Here is a 21,553-nt window from a genome sequence, read left to right as displayed (position 1 = left end):
GATATCCCTGCCATGTGCGTGTGATATCGCAGTTTTGAGCCAACACATTTACTTCGGGAGTCCGAACTCTCGTCTGAACGTTACGCCCTTACGGGACAACTGAAGGATGAGGAGGACACCCACCTGCCCTAAGCAGGATCAAAACGCGGTACATTACGGCATGGTGGGGCTTTTTTGCGTGTAAAAATGGCATGTAATGTCATATACTATATATAGAAAAGACCAGCCAATATCGTTATTATAGGCTATTGATCTATAAATTATATTCTTAATGAATACAATTTACTGGACTGTACGATTAATAAAACTTTAGAGTTAATAGATAAGATGTTATGGATTGAGGTGATAGAATGGATAGTTTATTTGATATGACGCCTACCAATACGTATGAACCGTTACCGGTGCGTATGCGTCCTACCACATTAGACCATTTATATGGTCAAGAAAAAGCGGTAGGGAAGGGGACTTTCTTGCGCGCCATGGTTGAAAAGGATACAATTCCATCTATGCTTTTTTATGGCCCTTGTGGAACGGGTAAAACTACACTGGCAGGTATTATTGCGAAGGTTAGCAATAGCCATTTTGTAAATTTAAATGCTACTAATGCGGGCATAGGTGAGCTGCGTAATATCATAGAGGATGCTCGTAAGCGGGTGCGATCTTTACAACAACGAACCATTTTATTCCTCGATGAGATTCATCGCTTTAATAAAAGCCAACAAGATGTGTTATTACCTTGTGTAGAGGATGGTACAATCATCCTCATTGGCGCTACCACAGAAAATCCATTTTTTGAGGTAAATAGACCGCTTTTATCTCGTCTAAGGTTAATTACACTAGAAGCGCTTACACCAAAGGCTATAGGCCAAATTTTGCGCCGTGCTATTACAGATGAAGAGGTGGGCCTTGGTAAACGTCATCTACAGGTGACAGATGAAGTTCTTGAAGATGTAGGGATTTTCGTCAATGGCGATGGGCGTATGGCTTTAAATATTTTAGAGCAGGCGGCAGCAATGGTACCCGATGAAGGGGCTATTACTATAGAGGTCCTTGAAAAGGTCGTTGGCCGCCGTATTTATACATACGACAAAAAAGGTGATAGCCACTACGATACGATTTCTGCGTTTATTAAAAGTATGCGTGGTTCTGATGTGCAAGCGACGATGCACTACTTGGCACGTATGATTGAAGCTGGCGAGGACCCTAACTTTATCGCTCGTCGTATCGTAATTTGTGCTGCTGAGGATGTAGGCCTAGCAGATCCGCAAGCTCTGATTCTCGCCAATGCAGCAGCTCAAGCCGCTCATATGGTAGGCTTCCCTGAAGCGCGCATTATATTATCTGAGGCGGCTTGCTATGTAGCCTTAGCGCCTAAAAGTAATTCTGCTTATATGGCAATTGATGCAGCCATTGCGGATGTGCGCCACAAGGATTGTGGACAGGTGCCAGATCATTTAAAAGATAGTCATTATAGTGGGGCTAGCAAACTAGGCCATGGGAACACTTATAAATATGCTCATAACTATCCAAATGGCTATGTAAAGCAGCAGTATTTACCAACACCTCTTGTAGATGCTACATACTACAATGGTATTAAGAGAGGGAAAGAAGAACAGTTACTTCGTGACTGGGAGGAACGGCGTAAAAGTTAACTAAATACTTCGATATATGCTATAATATAATGATTAGTTAATTTACTGTAATGTTATATAAGTAAGGGGTTTGTATAGATTTATGGCAGAAGAAAAAACTTCCACCAAAAAACGCAATACACGACGAAAGCGAACAAGTACAAAACAGCAAACTAAATCTCAAGGATTTTCCTTGCGTAGCGAAGTTAAAGGTTTAATTATCATTGCCTTTGCAGTTATTTCCCTGCTCGGATTCTTTGGCTTTGAACTCGGTCTTGTCGGTGAAATCTTAACAGGTATATTCCGCTACGGCTTCGGCCTAGGTGGGATTATTCCTTGTTTGTGTGTTTTCTGGGTAGGTTGGAGATTATTATATAAGGGAACATTTATTTCCATTACTAAACGAGGCGTTGTAATGACCTTGTTCTTCCTATTTTTGCTAGCTCTCGTTCCATTGTGGCGCGTTCCTGAGGGGCAGGAACTTATCACAACGCAATTGGCTAATCAAGGTGGTGTTGTAGGTGGCGCCATCGCTACATTCCTTCGCACATTATTAGGTGAACTAGGGGCTATCATTTTAGATGTGTTCTTATTACTTGCCTTTGGTATTCTAATTACCCGTTTATCCTTGCGCAGTGGCTTGCAAAAAGCGGCGGATAAAACTCAAGTAGGATTAGATGTAGCTAAAGAAGTGGCTGCTGAAAAGGTGGCTGTAGCTAAAGAGGTCTTTGAAGACTGGAACGAACAACGAAAAGAAGCAGCAGAGCAACGTAAAGCGTATAACAGGGAAAAGGATACACGCTTTGCTGATGCTGCCGATCAAGCGCTAGATACATTGGAAAAACGCGGCATAGCTACCGATAGAGATAATGTTGAACCTAGTACGGTTGTAGACCATGAACCTATGGTAGACACAGTGACAACTGTGGAAACACCAAAGGCTCCTACATCTTGGAAAGAATTAGCTGAGATAGAGGCCCGCAATCGAGCAGCGGAACAATTGGCGAATATTTCTGAAGCTTCTGGTGATGCTAAGTCTTATGATGCAGATGATTTCGATCAATTCTCTGATGCTAGTAGATCTACAGGTGATGATTATGTATATGTTCCAGATGAGGATTATACATATACTCCAGATGAAGGGTATACAGATGATTCTGAATCAGTAGACAATACTCATGTGGAACATCCGGAGTTCACATATCAAAATACAACGATTGGTCCGTTAGAAACTAATCACGCTGCGATAGCTTCTGCTGTACCTGGAACAGGTGCTGCTGCAAGTTCTGTAAGTGCTGGTGCAGGTATGAATGGCATGAGCTTGCAAGTACCGTCTACCATTAGTACTACAGAAGATACCGCACAAGTGGCAGTGTCTAAAGAGGGTCAAATTCACCGTACCTATGATAGACCTTACCATTTCCCAAGCCTTGATATTTTGGCGAAAGGGAAGGGGAGTCAAAGCAATGGTGAAGAAGTAGCACAAAATGCAATAATGCTTGAAAATGTATTGAGCAACTTTGGCATTACTGCTAAGGTCGTTAATGCAACGCAAGGCCCAACTGTTACACGTTATGAAATTGAACCTGCACCAGGTGTGAAGGTTAGCCGGATCGTTAATTTAACAGATGATATTGCCCTTAATTTAGCGGCTCAACATATTCGTATGGAGGCTCCAATTCCTGGTAAATCCGCTATTGGTATTGAGGTTCCTAATAAGACAACAGAGGCCGTGCATTTGCGCGATGTTCTTGATTGCAGTGACTTCAAGGATGCGCGTGGTGGCATTCCTGTTGGTCTTGGTAAAGATATTGCAGGGAAACCTGTTATTACAGACCTTGCGAAGATGCCTCACTTGCTCGTAGCTGGTACTACGGGTTCTGGTAAGTCTGTATGTGTTAATACGTTGATTTCCAGTATTCTCTTTAGTCGTAAACCGGAAGAGGTCAAGTTATTATTAATCGACCCTAAGATGGTTGAATTGTCTATTTATAACGGCATTCCTCATTTGATGGCGCCAGTTGTAACAGACATGAAAAAAGCAGCTGCTGTATTGCGTTGGGCCGTTCGTGAAATGGAGGCTCGCTATAAAGCCTTTGCAGCATCTGGTAAGCGTGATATCAAGAGTTATAACGAAGCGCATCCTAAGGCGGCTATGCCGTTGATTGTATTAATCATCGATGAGTTAGCTGACCTTATGATGACAGCTCCTGATGATATTGAAGAATCTATTAGCCGCTTAGCACAAATGGCGCGTGCTGCGGGTATTCATATGGTACTTGCTACACAACGTCCATCTGTTAATGTTATTACTGGTTCTATTAAGGCCAATGTACCGAGCCGTATTTCCTTTGCCGTAGGTTCTCAAATTGACTCCCGTACCATCCTCGATATGGCAGGGGCAGAAAAATTACTTGGTAAAGGTGATATGTTGTTTGCTCCAATCGGGGCGAATAAACCAATTCGTGTACAAGGTGCATTCATCTCTGATGATGAAGTGGAACATCTTGTGGAATTTGTAAAAGCTCAACGAGAACCAGAATATGATGATACTGTTACGCAAGAGGCTGAAAAGGAAACAGAGAAAGAATCATCTGAAGAAAATGATATTTACCGTGATGAATTATTAGAGCGTGCTGTTAATCTTGTAATGGAATCTGGTCAAGCTTCTGTATCCATGTTGCAACGTCGATTCCGCATAGGTTATACTCGCGCGGCTCGTCTTGTAGATACGATGGAAGATCTTAAAATCGTTGGCCCTAGCATGGGCAGTAAAGCTCGAGAAATTTTAATGAGCCCTGAACAAGCAAAGGCTCGCTATTTCTCGGACTCCAATGATGAACAATAATTGAATGATTACGATTGAGTAGTATGTAGAGTTAGAAAGGAACGAAAATGGCTGAATTAGGCGAAGAATTACGACGTGAACGGGTAAGACGTAATCTAACCTTTAAAGATGTGGAGCAAGTACTTCACATTAAGACAACCTATTTGGAAGCTATCGAAGATGGTAAGTATGACATCATTCCTGGTCAGGTCTACGTAAAAGGCTTCATTCGTAATTACGGTAATTATTTAGATCTTGATGGTGATCGCTTGGTGAAAGCTTATCAAAGTCAGGTAGGTGATATAGATACGTTTTCTTTGCGTTCTGTTACACGGCAGAAAGCGCAAGCGACACCAAATTTGGTGCAAAGTGAATTCGTTGAATATCAAACATCTAAAAAGCGTATGTCCTTAGAAACGCGTCAACGTAAACGTCAACGTTCTATCGTTCAAGAACGTATTATTTTAGGCATAATTTTATTCTGTATGGCATTATTTTTACTATGGTTATTCCTTTTCTGATTAAAGGAAAGAAAGGCATTTACTCAATCGATGGATAGATTTTTAGTAACAGAACCTTCGGATATGAAGGAACGTGGCTGGGCCGAATTAGACTTTGTCCTCATCAGTGGGGACGCCTATGTAGACCATCCGTCCTTTGCTCCTGCCGTTATCGGACGGTACCTAGAGTCCAAAGGCTATCGTGTAGGCATTATAGATCAACCAGATTGGAATGATGTAGAGGCTTTCAAAAAACTAGGTAAACCGCGTCTAGCGTCCCTTGTTACAGCAGGGAATCTAGACTCAATGCTCAATAAATTTACAGCCGCAAAGAAGATTCGCCGTCAAGATGATTATTCTCCCGGAGGTGAATCTGGTCATCGTCCAGATCGGGCTACCTTGGTATATGCGAACCGCATGAAAGAGGCATATAGTGATGTGCCGCTTATTATCGGTGGTATAGAGGCATCCTTGCGCCGATTTGGTCATTATGACTATTGGTCAGATACTGTACGTCGCTCTATCTTAGTTGATTCTAAGGCTGATGTACTTGTTTATGGTATGGGTGAACTTCAAATTGTGGAATTAGCAGATGCTCTAGATCAAGGTCGCTTTAAAGAGTCCTTGCCATCTATTCGCGGTATTTGTTATATGGCAAAGGAAATTCCTACTATAGATTATGTTGAATGCCCGTCTTTTGAGGAAATTAAAGCCGATAAGATGGCCTTTGCTGATGCATTTCGTATTCAATATGATGAACAAGACCCATTTTATGGTCGTATGGTAGTCCAAAAGCATGGGGACAGATATCTTATTCAAAATACGCCTGCTTTGCCTTTGACTCAGGAGGAAATGGATGGTGTATATAACTTGCCATATACACGTAAGTGGCATCCTAAATACGATGATAAAGGTGGCGTACCAGCGTTAAGTGAAGTACAATTTAGCCTTGTTAGTCAACGCGGATGCTTTGGTAGCTGTTCATTCTGTGCCATTACCAATCATCAAGGTCGTATCATCCAAAATCGTAGTCATGAGTCTTTAATTGACGAAGCTCAAACTATGATTGAGATGGATAATTTTAAGGGCTATATTCACGATGTTGGGGGCCCTACGGCAAACTTCCGTCATTTAGCATGTGATAAACAAGCTGTATATGGCGCTTGTAAAGGTCGTACCTGTGCGGCTCCAGAGCCTTGTGAAAATCTTAATACAAATCATGATGATTATATTGCACTACTCCGTAAATTACGTAAGCTAAAAGGGGTAAAAAAGGTATTTGTTCGCTCTGGTTTGCGCTATGACTATGTTCTAGCAGATAACAATAAAGACTTCGTACGAGAGCTTTGTGAATTTCATGTAAGTGGACAATTAAAAGTAGCGCCAGAACATGTTTCTAAACGCGTTACCAATATGATGGGCAAAGCTGGTAAGGAAGAGTTCCTCATCTTTAAATCTTGGTTTGAAGAGGCCAATAAAAAGCTTGGTAAGAAGCAATATTTAGTACCATATTTTATGAGCTCTCATCCAGGTTGTGCCTTGGAAGATGCTATTGAATTAGCTGAGTTCTTACGTGATCAACATATGTATCCAGAACAAGTGCAAGACTTTATTCCTACGCCGGGGAGCTTATCGACATGTATGTACTATACGGGCATTAACCCACTGGATGGAAAACCTGTATATGTTGCAAAAAAAGGTAGAGATAAAGCTAAGCAGCGGGCCTTAATGCAATATAAAAATATTGAAAATTATGACCTTGTAAAAGAGGCGCTCATTGAAGCTAATCGACGTGACTTGATAGGGTTTGGACCTGAATGTTTGATTCCACCACGCCCAATTGGTCGGACTAATCGTCCTAGTCAATCTAGTGGTTCTCGTAATAGTGGGAAGAATAATGATCGTCGCAACGGACGTCAGTCTAGTGAGAAAAGTAGTAAGGGTAGACCCTCTCGTAATGGCATGACCAAAAGTCGCCCATCTAATAGTAATCGAGGACGTGGTAGTCGTTAATAATGGAGAATAGCTTTGTCTATTCTGGTTTGGGAATACTTTATGTCTTATAGGAGGCATATATGAAACGGTGGATTGCTCCGGGCGTTTTAGCCCTATTTGTTATAGGAATGTTAACCTATGGCGTAAACTTTTACCATCAAGAACAGTTAGAACATGCAAAAGAACCTGTTCGTGGTGAGATTACAGTTTATACAGACTTGCCGAACAATATAACTACATTGCTTGCCGATCGTTATGAAGAGGAGAAAAATGTAAAAGTTACAGTTATGCCTCTTACAGAAGAGCAAATGGCTCAACGGGCGGCTTCAAATGTAGCTGATACATCTGGTGATCTGGTACTTACCTCTGAAGATAATCTCGTTGTAGGGGCAAATGCAGGGAAATATGCACCTATCGTTAATGAGAGAATTGACGAAGTACGTGATAATCTAAAAGATATAAATGGGTATTGGGTAGGTCTTTGGTATGATCCTATTGTATTTGTTCAAAATGATACCTTCTACAATGGGATAGGTAAATATATTACTACTTGGGATACATTGGGCAAACAAGGTGATTGGTCTATTGTGATGACCGATTTTGTAGCATCCCAAAATGCAGCTAATTTGTTATATAACATGGTGGAATATAGAGGCGAGCCTGAGGCACTGAACTATTTATATAGCTTAAAGCCACATATAATACAACATGCCAAGTTCTTGTCTACTCCAGTTCGCTTAACTGCGTTAGGAGAGTCTAATATCGGCATTGGTAATTTGTCTGATGCGGCCCAATATACTCGTCATGGATATCCGATTAAGGTTATATACCCAACAGATGGAACATCTTATTATGTAACTGGCGCTGCTGTATTAAAAAATTCAAAACATAAAGCAGATAGCGTTGAATTTATTAATTGGTTGTTATCTACAAAGACTGCAAAGTATATGGTTGAAAATAACTTCACCTATATATTTACAAACCCAGAAATGGATGAGCCAAAAGACTCATTGGGACATGAGCTAATTTTATGGCCTGTAAATGGCGGTTACACCATTGATGGTAAAAAATTATTACTAAATCACTGGGTTAGCCAAGTGCGTTTCCGTAAGGAATAACTCAGTTATATAGATCCTATTAAGGTAGTAAATTGAAAATAATCTTGTTAAGAAAGGATATAGAATGGGTAAGAAATTAGGATATGTTAGCCTAGGTTGTGCTAAAAACTTAGTAGATACAGAGGTAATGTTAGGCTTATTGAAAGATAATGGCTATACGATTACAGAGGACCTAAGCGAAGCAGATCTTATCGTCGTAAATACCTGTACTTTTATTGAGAAAGCCAAAGCGGAGTCTATCAATACCATTCTTGAGGTAGCTCAATATAAAGAAGATGGTACATGTAAAGGCCTTATTGTAGCAGGTTGCTTAAGCCAACAATATCAGGATGAGCTATTCAAAGAAATCCCTGAAATTGATGCTTTGATCGGTACAGGTGCATGGGACCAAATCATGGTTGCTGTTGATGCTATTGAGCATGGCAATCGTAGTTGTATCATGGAAAATATTACAAATATCTATGATGAACGCATGCCTCGTATTCAAACAACACCTCGTTACAGTGCGTATGTAAAAATTGCGGAAGGCTGTAACAACGGTTGTACCTTCTGCATTATTCCAAAGGTGCGCGGTGCATTCCGCAGTCGTACTATCGAGTCTATTAAGGCCGAAGTGGAACGATTAGCTGCAGCAGGTGTTAAGGAAGTTGTTCTGATTGCTCAAGATACAACTAGTTATGGTATTGACCTTAACGATGGCAAGCCTTTGTTGACTACATTGCTTAAGGAGTTAACTACGGTAGATGGAATCGAATGGATTCGTATGTTATACCTATATCCAACATTCTTCTCCGATGAATTGTTAGATCTTATCGTTAATGAGCCAAAACTTTGTAAATATGTAGATATCCCATTACAACATGTTAATAACGATATTTTAAAACAAATGAATCGTCGAGATGATCGTAATGATATTGAACGGTTGCTTAAGAAAATTAGAAATGCTCCTACACATATTACATTGCGTACATCTATTATCGTTGGCTTCCCTGGTGAAACAGATGAGCAATTTGAAGAACTTTGCGACTTTGTAAAAGAAATCAAATTTGATAATATGGGCGTATTTACTTATTCTCAAGAGGAAGGTACACCAGCTGGTGCGCGTGAAGACCAAGTGCCAGAAGAGGTAAAAGAAGAGCGTTATCATATTCTCATGTCCATCCAAGCCGCTATTTCTGAAGAAAATAACCGCGATTTAGAAGGTACTATTGACTATGCAATGGTAGAAGAAATCGAGGAAGGTGAGAATGGTACATTACTCGCTAAAGGACGCTTAAAATCTCAAGCACCTGATGTAGACGGTAATATGTACATTGAAGACTGCGGAGAAGAGATTCAACCTGGAGATATTCTTAAGGTACAAGTAGAGCAAGGCTTTGCTTACGACGTAGTAGCTACGGTTGTAGAATAAAACACAGCTCGATACATTCGATTGTGGAGGTGATCTGATGATTGTAGAACTCATTTCTACAGGTTCAGAGTTATTGCTAGGTGATACAGTTAACACTAATGTATCTTGGTTAGCACAAGAATTAAATAAATTAGGATATACTATTGCTCATCAATCGGTAGTAGGAGATAATCCAAAGCGCATGGCAGAGCTCTTTCAATTAGCTAGCACTAGAGCGGACATCGTTATTAGTACTGGCGGATTAGGACCAACGCAAGGGGATATTACACGGAATGTATTGGCCGATTCTGTGGACCGAAAGATTATATTTAATCAAGAGGCGATGGATGAGGTTGAAAAATTTTTCCAACGTGTAAAACGTACTGTGCCTGATGCAAGTCGTCGAGAAGCACAATTGCCAGAAGGTGCAAAGGTACTACATAATCCGGTAGGTGTAGCACCAGGTGTTGTCGTTGAAGATGGCGATACTACATATATTCTTTTGCCAGGACCTCCTGGTGAAATGAAGGGAATGTTCCAAGATAGTGTAGTTCCATATTTGTATGAGCGCTTTGGTTCACAAGGTGTGGTTACCTCTTATCGATATGGTGTATATGATATTCGCGAAATCGATTTGGAAAATACCTTAATGGATCTCATTAAGAATCAATCAAATCCGACTATAGCGTTATTAATCAAAAAAGGCTATATTGAGGTGCGCATTACGGCTAAGGCTGATACCTTAGAGGCTGCACATGAGCTTCTAAATCCTTGGGATGCTATCATTCGAGAACGGTTAGACTCTCGGGTAGGTCGCGATTTATCTATTTCCATGGAGGAAACTCTGGGGCGTGCTTTACTAGAGGAACATAGTACGATTAGTACTGCTGAATCTTGTACCTCTGGCTTAGTTGGTAAGTTATTGACTAATGTCAGTGGTAGCAGTGAATACTATATGGGCGGTGTTATTTCCTATAGCAATGATGTCAAACATCGTGTGTTAGGTGTACCTCAAGATATGTTAGATACCTATGGGGCCGTTAGTGAGCAAGTTGCTAAGGCTATGGCCGAGGGGGCACGAACTGTTGGTCAAACAACATATGCCGTTTCTACGACTGGTATAGCTGGTCCTGGCGGTGGTAGTCCTGAAAAGCCCGTTGGTCTTGTATGGTTTGGGGTTACCGGACCTCATGGAACAGTGGCTCACAAGGCTAATTTAATTGGTAATCGCGAAGATATTCGACAAAGTGCAGCAGAGCTAGCACTATATTATGTGTATACTTATATAACAGAAAAGGGGAAATAAAATAATGGCTGTAGATGGCAGACAAGCAGCGTTGGATAACGCGTTAAAACAAATTGAAAAAGACTTTGGTAAAGGCGCTATTATGCGTCTTGGTGAAGCAGCAGATCGCATGAACGTAGAGGTTATCTCCTCTGGTTCTCTTGCAATCGATATCGCTGTTGGCGTAGGTGGGTTCCCTCGTGGCCGTGTAATTGAAATCTACGGTCCAGAATCCTCTGGTAAAACAACAGTAGCTCTTCACGCTGTAGCAGAAGCGCAAAAACAAGGTGGCATTGCAGCTTTTATTGATGCGGAGCATGCAATGGATCCTGTATATGCTCGTAATTTGGGCGTAGATATCAATAACTTGTTGATTTCTCAACCAGATAATGGTGAACAAGCTCTTGAAATTACAGAAGCCCTTGTTCGCAGTGGTGCTGTAGATATCGTCGTAGTTGACTCCGTTGCAGCCTTGGTTCCTAAAGCAGAAATCGACGGTGAAATGGGCGATGCTCACGTAGGTCTCCAAGCTCGTTTGATGAGTAAAGCATTGCGTAAATTGACTGGTATCATCAGCAAATCTAAAACTGTTGTTATCTTTATCAACCAATTGCGTGAAAAAGTAGGCGTAATGTTTGGTAATCCTGAAACTACAACAGGTGGTCGTGCGTTGAAATTCTATTCCTCCGTACGTCTTGATGTTCGTAAGGGTGAATTAATTAAAGCTAATAACGAAAATGTTGGTGCTCGCACTAAAGTTAAAGTTGTTAAAAATAAAGTAGCACCTCCATTCAAAACAGCTGAGTTTGATTTGATGTACGGTGAAGGTATCTCCAAAGCTGGTACACTTATCGATATTGGCACAAATATGGAAATTATCAATAAATCTGGTGCATGGTATTCCTATAACGGTGAACGCATGGGCCAAGGTAAAGAAGCCGCTAAACAATATTTGTTAGATAACCCACAAATTGCTGATGAAATCGATCGTATTATTCGCGATACATTAGCTGTTGGTACAGAAGAAATTGATGTAATCGGTGAAGAAGTAACTGAAGAAGTATAATCATGAGTGACGAAACGATGCAAGCTGCTATGGATCAAGCGTATCGCTTCCTAGCTCAACGATTTCTTAGTTCCTATGAACTGACACAAAAAATGAGACGTAAACAAATTGAGGACCCAATCATTGAGCGGGTCCTTGAACGTCTTAGAGACTATGATTACATCAATGATGAACGCTTATCTGAGCAAGTATTGACGTACTTGATGAAAGAACAAAAATACGGTGCGTATATGATTAAGCAAAAGATGAAGCTGCGAGGTCTTACAGTGCCTCAGGAAATCTCTAATTATGATGAAGTGAAAGCTGCTTATCGCGTAGTGGAGAAAAAATTTGGCTCTATTCTCAATGAAGAAGACACTCCTCGTGTAAAAGTATTTAATTTTCTCAAATATAGAGGGTTTTCAACGAGTACTATCCAAGTTGTGTGCAATGATTTTTATGAATAGATAGTACTTTTTCTGAGGCCTTACCAGGCTTGTAAAATCTTGACAGAAAGGGCTTTCAAGTCTAAAATTAATAATAGCCTTATTTATTTATATGATGATATGGCTAAATGATAATTTAATGCATGAAGGGCATAAAAAGGAGCATGAAAGCTCGATTTTGAGAATTTAAGAGGAGGTGAGACAGATTTTAGAAGATGTGGGACATATTTTAGAGTATTGTCTAATTGCAGTGGTAATGGTACTGATTGGACTAGGGGCAGGCTATTTTTTTAGAAAAAATATTGCTGAAGGAAAACTGAATCAAGCTGAACAAGAGGCTGCACGCATCATCGCTAACGGTGAGCGCACAGCTGAGTCTAAAAAGAAAGAAGCTTTATTAGAAGCGAAAGAAGAAATTCATAAGCTCCGTTCTGATGTAGAACGAGAAAATAAAGATCGCCGTTCTGAACTTCAACGTATGGAACGTCGTATTCTTCAAAAAGAAGAATCTTTGGATAAAAAATTAGACAATATTGAACACAAAGAGGAAGCTTTACATCGCAAAGAAGCTGACTTAGCCCAAAGCCGTGAAAAAATTGAAGCTTTGTATGAAAAACAAATGGCAGAGTTAGAACGTATTTCTGGCATGACATTTGAAGAAGCTAAGAATATCTTGTTAACAAATGTAGAACAAGAGATTCGTCATGAAACGGCAATTATGGTTAAGGAAATGGAGCAGCAAGCTAAGGATGATGCGGAGAAAAAAGCAAAAGAAATTATCTCCTCTGCAATCCAACGTTGCGCAGCTGACCATGTAGCGGAAACTACCGTATCCGTAGTGGCATTGCCTAATGATGAAATGAAAGGCCGCATTATTGGTCGTGAGGGCCGTAATATTCGCGCACTCGAAACATTAACAGGTATTGACTTGATTATCGATGACACACCAGAAGCAGTTATTCTTTCTGGCTTCGACCCAATTCGTCGTGAAGTGGCTCGTATTGCTTTAGAAAAATTGATTGTAGATGGTCGTATCCATCCAGCTCGTATTGAAGAAATGGTTGGTAAAGCTCGTAAAGAGGTTGACCAAACTATTAAAGAAGCTGGTGAACAAGCAACATTTGAAGCTGATGTTCATGGCTTACATCCTGAAATTGTTAAGATTTTAGGCCGTTTGAAATATCGTACTAGTTACGGTCAAAACGTTTTGAAACATTCTATTGAAGTATCTCATTTAGCAGGTTTGATGGCAGCTGAACTAGGCTGTGATGTAACATTGGCTAAACGAGGTGGTTTAATCCATGATATTGGTAAAGCATTGGACCGTGAACTTGAGGGTTCTCATGTTCAAATTGGTGTTGATGTGGCTCGTAAATATCGTGAAAGCGCAGCAGTAATTAACTGCATTGGCGCTCATCATGGTGATGAAGAGTTCCAATCTGTAGAAGCTGTATTAGTTGCAGCTGCTGATGCTATCTCTGCGGCTCGTCCTGGAGCACGTCGAGAAACATTAGAAAACTACTTGAAACGTTTATCTAAATTGGAAGAAATCGCTGAATCCTTCGAAGGCGTTGAAAAATGCTTTGCTATTCAAGCAGGTCGTGAGATTCGCGTTGTAGTAAAACCGGATAAGATTGATGAAGCTGAGTCTACATTACTCGTTCGGAATATCGTAAAACGCATCGAGTCTGAACTCGAATATCCAGGCCAAATTAAGGTCGTAATTATTCGTGAAACTCGCGTTGTGGATTACGCAAAATAATATGCTATAAGCGATAAGTATAGGCTGCAATGATTTCATTGCAGCCTATTATTATCAAATATTATTCGCAGACTATTAAAAGATACGGCGTATAGGAATCACCATGTATTGATCCTAAATAGATGGTGATTCCTATGATTCGTATCAGTTACTAAATCGGTCGACTTGATAATTGATTAAATTACTTTACAAATAGAGGATTTTTTATTTGTATATCGAATTAATATATATAAGGGAAGGAGGCGTTGGCTATGAGCCGATATTTTGAAAATGAATTGATTGAACAAATCAAAGATGCAAATGATATTGTATCTGTAATATCTGAGCATGTAGCCTTAAAGAAACGGGGCAAGAACTATTGGGGTTGTTGTCCATTTCATAATGAAAAGACGCCGTCCTTTAGTGTTGCCCCTGAAAAGGGCTTTTATTATTGTTTTGGCTGTCATGCATCGGGAAATGTCATTAAATTCCTTATGGAACTTGAGCATTTAAGCTTTGTTGAGGTCTTAGAGCGCCTTGCTAATCGCGCTAATATTCCATTGCCAGAGGCTAAGCTTTCACCAGAACAACGAGCTCGAGACGAACGACGGAAAAAACTATATGAAGCGTCAGAACTAGCGGCTACATTTTTCCATAACTGCCTTACTCAAACATCGATTGGTAAGGTTGGCCTTGATTACTTAAAAAAACGGGGCCTTACAAAAGAGACGATTGAAAAATTTAAATTAGGCTTTGCTCCAGATGGTTGGGATAAGTTGTATCGTGCCTTTCACGAACGCGGCATTGATGATTCCATTCTCTTGGAGCTAAATCTAGTTCGTAAAAATCAAAAAGGGCAGTTTTACGATTTCTTTAGAAACCGTATTATGTTTCCTATTATGGATGGTAAAGGTCGTGTAGTTGCCTTTGGTGGACGTGTCATGGATGACAGTACGCCAAAATATTTGAACTCACCAGAATCAGCCATCTTTGAAAAGGGGAAACTATTATTTGCCTTTGATAAGGCTTATAAATCCATTCGTCAAGAACGACAGGCTATCCTTGTGGAAGGGTATATGGACGTTATATCTGCCCATAACCATGGTGTTACTAATGTGGTAGCATCTTTGGGGACAGCTTATACACGAGACCATGGGCATATCTTGATGCGGCAGGCCGATGGAATTGTGCTGGCCTATGATATGGATGGAGCAGGTCGTCAAGCGGCGGCTAGAGCTATAGAATTATTGCAAAATACGGACTTCAAGGTGCGTGTCCTCGCTATGCCAGATGGCAAAGATCCAGATGATTATGTACGTAATCATGGAGGACAAGCATTTAAAGATTTAGTGGCTAAAGCGGTTAAGCCTCTTGATTATTTATTGAGTGAGTCCCTAATTAAACACGATACAAATGATACGGAAGGGAAGCAAGCTGTTTTGGCTGATGTATTCCCGTATATTGCTAATATAGATAGTCAAACACAACGGGATGATGCATTAAAAACATTGGCATTACCTTTGTGGCTTGATAATAGTAGTATCTTTAGATATTTCAGAGACTATGTAAAAAAAGGACAAATTGAATTAGTGGATACTGCATCTGCACCTTTGCCAACACAGGATTTACCTAAAGGTGATGCAGAGAAATTATTGTCCTTAGCCTTTACAGATGGTGAAGTGTTACAACATATGATGAGCTACTTGCCATTAGAGGACTTTGAAAAAATTGAATATCGCGGTATAATAGAAAAGATATTCACCTTATTTAAACAAGAAGGTCGTCTAGATGATACTACCATTCAGTCTGTTTTATCCCCATCGGAGTATGATATTTACTCTAGATTGGTTGTTATGAGTGAGGATGAATATAAGGTGCAAGTGCCTGGATTAATCCGCAAGATAAGGCTTCATTCATTGCGTGAACAGTATAAAGCGCATTCAATTATGGCGGATCAACTAAAACGGGCAGGAGATTCGACATTTATTAGCGAATTACATAAGTGTCAGGAAATACAGAACTTAATTAGAGAATGGTCTAAGTAATATAATGTAAAAAGGAGAGCGCTGTGGCTAAGAAAGTACAAAAAAGTCAAATAGAGGAGATTGTTGAACAACTTCTTGAAAAAGGCCGTAAAAGCGGTGTGTTGACACAATCCGAGATTTCAGATGCTCTTCATGAGCAGACTGATCTTACTGCAGAACAATTAGATGATATTTATACTACATTTGGTAAGTTAAATATTGAAGTCGTGGCTGATATCGACGGTGAGGACGCTGATGCTAATCCAATAGAGCCAGAAGAAGAGGATGAAGAGGATACTTCTAGTGAAAAGAATATCTCCATCGATTTAAGTGTAGACTCTGGCGTTAACATTGATGATCCAGTACGTATGTACCTCAAAGAAATCGGTCGTGTTCCATTGCTTTCCGCTGATGAGGAAATTGTTTTAGCTAAGCAAATTGAAGCTGGCGCAGCAGAAGATGCTACATATAAAGACATTCAACTTGCCAAAAAGGCTAAGAAAAAATTGGTAGATGCTAACTTGCGCCTAGTAGTAAGTATTGCGAAACGCTATGTAGGTCGTGGTATGTTATTCTTGGACTTGATTCAAGAAGGTAACTTGGGCCTTATTAAAGCTGTAGATAAGTTCGACTATACAAAGGGTTATAAATTCTCCACATATGCTACATGGTGGATTCGTCAAGCCATTACTCGTGCTATTGCGGACCAAGCTCGTACAATTCGTATTCCAGTACATATGGTAGAAACAATCAATAAATTGATTCGTATTTCCCGACAATTGTTGCAAGATAAAGGTCGTGAACCATTACCAGAGGAAATTGCAGAAGGTATGGGGATTACGGTAGAGCGTGTGCGTGAAATTCAAAAAATCGCACAAGAACCAGTATCATTGGAAACTCCAATTGGTGAAGAGGAAGACTCTCACTTAGGAGACTTCATTGAAGACCAAGATGCTATTGCTCCAGATGATGCAGCTAGCTACATCTTATTACAAGAACAAATTGAAGATGTATTTACATGCTTAACTGACCGTGAGCAACAAGTATTGATCTTGCGCTTTGGTTTGAAAGATGGTAAACCACGTACATTGGAAGAAGTAGGTCAACATTTCAATGTAACCCGTGAACGTATCCGTCAAATCGAAGGTAAAGCGCTTACTAAATTGCGCAATCGTGGTAAACGGGATAAAATTAAAGACTTCTTATAAGATGTTGAATCTCTTAAGGGTTGTAATACAGTGCTATTGTGCTGTGTTGCAACCCTTTTGTGATATAATTAAAGATAGTAAACGTAAGTAATAAGAGTACGTTAAAGCCTTTTAATGTAATACATAGCAAATATTAAAGTGCATATAATATATTAAAGTTCATATAATATTTAGGAGATATAATGTTTACAGTTACAAAACGATTAGAGGTGAGTGCATCTCACCAATTGAAATTAGATTATCCAAGTAAATGTCAAAATCTTCATGGGCATAATTGGATTATTACGGTTCATGCTCGTTCTGAAGAGTTAGACCATAATGGCATGGTCATCGACTTTACCATTATTAAAGAAAAAATACATGGCCGCTTAGATCATCGTCATATCAATGATGTATTAGGCGATATTAATCCTACTGCTGAAAACATGGCAAAATGGATTGCTGATGAGTTGGGCCCTAAATGTTTCAAAGTAGAGGTTCAAGAGTCTGAAGGGAACACAGCTATTTATGAACGTGATTGAAATCTTCGCTTCTATTGATGGTGAAGGAAGTCGTCAAGGGCTATTAACCACATTCTTACGCCTTCATGATTGCAATATACGCTGTTCATATTGCGATACTACCTATAGTTATGGTATTGATAGTACTTTCACAGACATGACCGTCCGAGAGGTGGCTGATGTTATTGAACGTTTAGGCAATCATCGAATTACCATTACGGGTGGTGAGCCACTATTACAAGAAGCTGCTGTAGTGGAGCTAATCGATGAATTAAATCGTCGTAAATCTGCTAAATTAGAGGATAAACCGTGTGCTGATAAAAAATCGACTACGGAAAATAATGTATCTGAAGATGCTCAAGACGTATTAGATAGTGAAAGTCTTTACGATTTCAATATTGAAACAAATGGTACGATTATACCGAGCTTTCACCGAGAAAATGTGTGGTTTACCTACGATTATAAAACACCATCCTCTTTAGCTGAGGAATCTATGAATTTAGATATATTCAAAGTTTCTAGGAAGCAGGATTTAATTAAATTTGTAGTAGGTTCCGTAGAGGATTTAGACTGTATGCGTCGTATGATTAATCACTATCCTACAAAGGCTCAAATCTATGTATCGCCAGTGTGGGGGAAAATAGAGGCAGCTGCCATTATTGATTATATGAAAGAACATAATCTACAAAATGTACGATTCCAATTACAGATTCATAAATTTGTATGGGATCCTGATGCGAAAGGTGTATAGTATAGTTAGGGTGTAGGTAGAGTATCGAATGTTTTCTAATGCAGTATGATACATTATGATATGATGACACCTTGATATAAAGGGGAACATATGGATACAGAAAAAGTAGAATCACTTGTATATCAATTGCTAGAAGCCTTAGGGGAGGACCCTAATCGTGAAGGTTTAGTAGAAACGCCTAAGCGCGTAGCTCAAATGATGGCAGAGGTATACGAAGGAATTCAGTATACGAATGCTGAGATTGCAGAGATGTATGGTAAAACCTTTGAAGTTGATACAAATCAAATGGTTGTAGTAAAGGATATTACGTGTTTTTCCCATTGCGAACACCATATGGCTTTGATGTATGATATGAGTATTAGCATTGGCTATATTCCTAAAGGTCGTGTTATTGGCTTATCTAAAATACCTCGCATTGCTGAAATGTGTTGCAAACGATTGCAATTACAAGAAAAAATTGGAGAAGATATAGCTGAAGTTATTTCACTAGCTACGGGGTCAGAGGATGTTATTGTTCATATTACATCTTCTCATAGTTGTATGAGTGCGAGAGGGATTAAATCTACAGATAGCCAGACTACTACATTAGCTACAAAGGGTGTATTTAACGAAGATAATATGATTCACCGTTTTATGTTGATGAAACAGTCGTAGACTAGATATCTTGACTAATAGTTAGGCTATTCGGTATAATTAATAAGCTAGAAACTAACTGTGGGCCTATAGCTCAGGGGTAGAGCAACCGGCTCATAACCGGTCGGTCCCTGGTTCGATCCCAGGTGGGCCCACCAATTATGTTGATATCTACCGTCCTTGAGAATTCAAGGGCGGTTATTTTTATATATAGTAATAGAGGAATTATGGAACCTAGACCTATGATGGATCGCTTAGAGGCGGTGTTTTCAATCGTACCAAAAGCTCATGCTATAGCTGATATTGGTACTGATCATGGATATTTAGCAGTAGAACTTATCAACCGTAATCGTGCTGAATTTGTTATTGCTGGCGACGTGCATAAAGGACCTTTAGAATCTGCAAAAGAATATGTTCAATCTTGTGGGTTAACTTCTAAAGTAGATTGTCGATTAGGGGATGGTCTAAAGGTAACAGAGAAGGGCGAATTAAATGGTGCCATTTGCTGTGGTATGGGTGGATATCTCATGCGCGATATTGTAGATGCCGGTCCAGAGCCTTTAGAGTTCTACGTATTACAACCACAGAATGGACAAAAAGAATTACGTCAATATATGGTACAAAAGGGCTATGTTATCGTCCTTGAAATCATCGTTGAAGATGCAGGAAAGCTATACACTGCATTTTTAGCAGTGCGTAATGATCAGGTAGAAGCGTATACGGGCATGGCTGAATACGTAGATGTTTATCAATCATTACCAGAGGATTCGTTATTATGGTCTGTAGGTGCTCTTTTAGAACAGGAACGACCATCACTTTGGACGAAATACATTGAGTACTTAATATATCAACGACAATGTGCACTAGACGGTATGACTGAGCAATTGAGCCATACAGATAAGTATAAGGATTTAGAGCGTGAAGTAGAATTTCTGCACGGACTTTTAGAAGATAGAAAGAAGTGAGCTTTATGACAACAGTTCGACAAGTTATTACCTTAATGGAACAATTGGCCCCTCGTTCTTATGCAGAATCTTGGGATAATGTGGGCCTCATGGTGGGTGATAGAAATGCTATCGTCACAGGTGTGTTAACTACATTAGATGTAACAGAGGAGGCCATTTCATATGCCATTGAACATGACTGTAATGTAATTGTTAGTCATCACCCGTTGATTTTTAAGGGCTTAAAACAATTGTCTTGTGATACGGCGCAAGGGCGAATGATTAATCAATTAATCCAACATAATATTGCCGTGTACAGTGCACATACCAATCTTGATATTGCACCTGGTGGCTTGAATGATATGTTGGCAGAACAATTAGGTCTTATAGATATTAAAGGCTTTATCAAAACTGGGGAAGACGCATTGTATAAGATAACTACCTTTGTACCTGAAAATGCAGCTGATGCGGTTCGAATGGCAATGGGGAATGCTGGTGCTGGACGTATTGGTAACTATGAATACTGTAGTTTTAGTGCTCATGGTGAAGGTCGCTTTGTAGGCAATGATACCTCTCATCCTGTAATTGGTGAAGCCGGATCTATGACAGTAGTACCAGAAGTACAAATCAATGCGTTGGTAGATGGTATACATTTGCAACACGTCATTGAAGCGATGAAAGATGCACATCCTTATGAAGAGGCCGCTTATGAGGTGCTATCCTTAGTTGAGCCGAAAGGGGCGACTCAATATTTAGGTCGTATTGGTAGATTACCAAACGCCTTAGATTTAGATACATTCCGTGAATGGGTACAGGAAGCATTACCAGAGGCTAATATTCGTTTTGCTGGCATAGCACCTAAAGAAATTCAATCCATAGCACTATGTTCTGGTGCCGGTGCTGAATTTATTAAGGATGCAGCTCGCCTGCGTGTAGACGCATATGTTACAGGCGATGTGAAATATCATGATGCACAATTAGCTAAAGAGCTTGGATTGCTTGTAGTTGATGCAGGTCATTTTGGCACAGAATCTATTGTTGCTAGCGGTTTACGTGACTATTTACTTAGTAAAGATATATCTGTTCCTGTGAAAGCTTTTACAGAACAGAATGATTTCTTTTTCTTATAATATTGCATTTTCTTGCAACAAATAGGCTAGCTATGATAAACTGAATTGAAGCAAGTATGAAAGACGGTTGCGAGTCCATAGGACTCGAGGAAAGTCCGAGCTCCATAGGGCAGGATGCCAGATAACGTCTGGCGAGGGTAACCTTAGGGAAAGTGCCATAGAAAAGGAAACCGCCACGTCAGTGGTAAGGGTGGAAAGGTGAGGTAAGAGCTCACCAGCAGTCTGGTAACAGGCTGGCTCGGTAAACCCCATCCGGAGCAAGACCGAATAGGGAAGGGTTAAGGGTGGTCCCGCCTACCTTCCGGGTTGTGTCGCTCGAGCGTGCAGGCGACTGTACGCCTAGAAAGATAATCGTCACCGCGCAAGCGGAACAGAACTCGGCTTA

General features: G+C 40.1%; 17 protein-coding genes, 1 tRNA gene and 2 other RNA genes. All 20 read left to right on the top strand.

Annotated elements, in window-relative coordinates:
- Position 1: 1 nt before the first annotated feature.
- Positions 2-174, top strand: a non-coding RNA gene (gene ssrS, locus QZR70_RS02700) — 6S RNA.
- A gap of 176 nt (positions 175-350) precedes the next feature.
- On the top strand, positions 351-1,652 hold the full coding sequence (locus tag QZR70_RS02695) for a replication-associated recombination protein A (protein WP_295792939.1): 1,302 nt from the start codon (positions 351-353) through the stop codon (positions 1,650-1,652).
- A gap of 82 nt (positions 1,653-1,734) precedes the next feature.
- Complete coding sequence (locus tag QZR70_RS02690; protein WP_295792938.1) at positions 1,735-4,479, top strand: DNA translocase FtsK; 2,745 nt, start codon at positions 1,735-1,737, stop codon at positions 4,477-4,479.
- A gap of 47 nt (positions 4,480-4,526) precedes the next feature.
- Positions 4,527-4,979, top strand: a complete 453-nt coding sequence (locus QZR70_RS02685) for a helix-turn-helix transcriptional regulator (protein WP_105089411.1) — start codon at positions 4,527-4,529, stop codon at positions 4,977-4,979.
- A 30-nt stretch (positions 4,980-5,009) separates the two neighbouring features.
- The gene (locus QZR70_RS02680) at positions 5,010-6,971 is read left to right on the top strand and encodes a YgiQ family radical SAM protein (RefSeq protein WP_295792936.1); all 1,962 of its coding nucleotides are present in this window, start codon (positions 5,010-5,012) and stop codon (positions 6,969-6,971) included.
- A gap of 62 nt (positions 6,972-7,033) precedes the next feature.
- Positions 7,034-8,071 carry an ABC transporter substrate-binding protein gene (locus QZR70_RS02675; RefSeq protein WP_295220824.1) on the top strand — a complete coding sequence of 346 codons (1,038 nt, stop codon included), beginning with the start codon at positions 7,034-7,036 and terminating at the stop codon, positions 8,069-8,071.
- Positions 8,072-8,135: 64 nt separating this feature from the next.
- The gene (gene rimO / locus QZR70_RS02670; RefSeq protein WP_295781668.1) at positions 8,136-9,482 is read left to right on the top strand and encodes a 30S ribosomal protein S12 methylthiotransferase RimO; all 1,347 of its coding nucleotides are present in this window, start codon (positions 8,136-8,138) and stop codon (positions 9,480-9,482) included.
- Between the two features lie 37 nt (positions 9,483-9,519).
- A complete protein-coding gene (locus tag QZR70_RS02665) occupies positions 9,520-10,767 on the top strand; it encodes a competence/damage-inducible protein A (protein ID WP_295792933.1) in 1,248 nt (415 codons plus the stop codon).
- A 4-nt stretch (positions 10,768-10,771) separates the two neighbouring features.
- The gene (gene recA, locus QZR70_RS02660; protein ID WP_005386086.1) at positions 10,772-11,812 is read left to right on the top strand and encodes a recombinase RecA; all 1,041 of its coding nucleotides are present in this window, start codon (positions 10,772-10,774) and stop codon (positions 11,810-11,812) included.
- A 2-nt stretch (positions 11,813-11,814) separates the two neighbouring features.
- Entirely contained in the window at positions 11,815-12,258 is a 444-nt protein-coding gene (locus QZR70_RS02655) for a regulatory protein RecX (protein WP_295792932.1), read from the top strand.
- A 196-nt stretch (positions 12,259-12,454) separates the two neighbouring features.
- The gene (rny, locus tag QZR70_RS02650) at positions 12,455-13,999 is read left to right on the top strand and encodes a ribonuclease Y (protein WP_105094511.1); all 1,545 of its coding nucleotides are present in this window, start codon (positions 12,455-12,457) and stop codon (positions 13,997-13,999) included.
- Between the two features lie 251 nt (positions 14,000-14,250).
- A complete protein-coding gene (dnaG, locus tag QZR70_RS02645) occupies positions 14,251-16,023 on the top strand; it encodes a DNA primase (RefSeq protein WP_295792930.1) in 1,773 nt (590 codons plus the stop codon).
- A gap of 23 nt (positions 16,024-16,046) precedes the next feature.
- Positions 16,047-17,210 carry an RNA polymerase sigma factor RpoD gene (rpoD, locus tag QZR70_RS02640; protein ID WP_295792928.1) on the top strand — a complete coding sequence of 388 codons (1,164 nt, stop codon included), beginning with the start codon at positions 16,047-16,049 and terminating at the stop codon, positions 17,208-17,210.
- A gap of 182 nt (positions 17,211-17,392) precedes the next feature.
- Positions 17,393-17,731, top strand: a complete 339-nt coding sequence (gene queD / locus QZR70_RS02635) for a 6-carboxytetrahydropterin synthase QueD (protein WP_004696395.1) — start codon at positions 17,393-17,395, stop codon at positions 17,729-17,731.
- The gene (locus QZR70_RS02630; RefSeq protein WP_295792926.1) at positions 17,718-18,461 is read left to right on the top strand and encodes a radical SAM protein; all 744 of its coding nucleotides are present in this window, start codon (positions 17,718-17,720) and stop codon (positions 18,459-18,461) included. The genes queD and QZR70_RS02630 overlap by 14 nt, the downstream gene beginning before the upstream one ends.
- Before the next feature lie 90 nt (positions 18,462-18,551).
- Positions 18,552-19,115: a GTP cyclohydrolase I FolE gene (folE, locus tag QZR70_RS02625; RefSeq protein WP_295792924.1), complete on the top strand. Its 564-nt coding sequence runs from the start codon at positions 18,552-18,554 to the stop codon at positions 19,113-19,115.
- A gap of 62 nt (positions 19,116-19,177) precedes the next feature.
- A tRNA-Ile gene (locus tag QZR70_RS02620) sits at positions 19,178-19,252 on the top strand.
- Between the two features lie 69 nt (positions 19,253-19,321).
- Positions 19,322-20,059 (top strand): class I SAM-dependent methyltransferase, encoded by a 738-nt coding sequence (locus QZR70_RS02615; protein ID WP_295792921.1) that lies wholly within the window; start codon positions 19,322-19,324, stop codon positions 20,057-20,059.
- A gap of 5 nt (positions 20,060-20,064) precedes the next feature.
- Positions 20,065-21,168 (top strand): Nif3-like dinuclear metal center hexameric protein, encoded by a 1,104-nt coding sequence (locus QZR70_RS02610; protein WP_295792920.1) that lies wholly within the window; start codon positions 20,065-20,067, stop codon positions 21,166-21,168.
- Positions 21,169-21,219: 51 nt separating this feature from the next.
- Positions 21,220-21,553: RNase P RNA component class A (gene rnpB, locus QZR70_RS02605), an RNA gene on the top strand; the annotation flags it as partial.

The sequence above is a fragment of the uncultured Veillonella sp. genome (assembly GCF_900545205.1).
Classification (GTDB): domain Bacteria; phylum Bacillota; class Negativicutes; order Veillonellales; family Veillonellaceae; genus Veillonella.
Note: the sequence above shows the minus strand (reverse complement) of the source record. Positions and strands in the feature narration are given on the sequence as shown.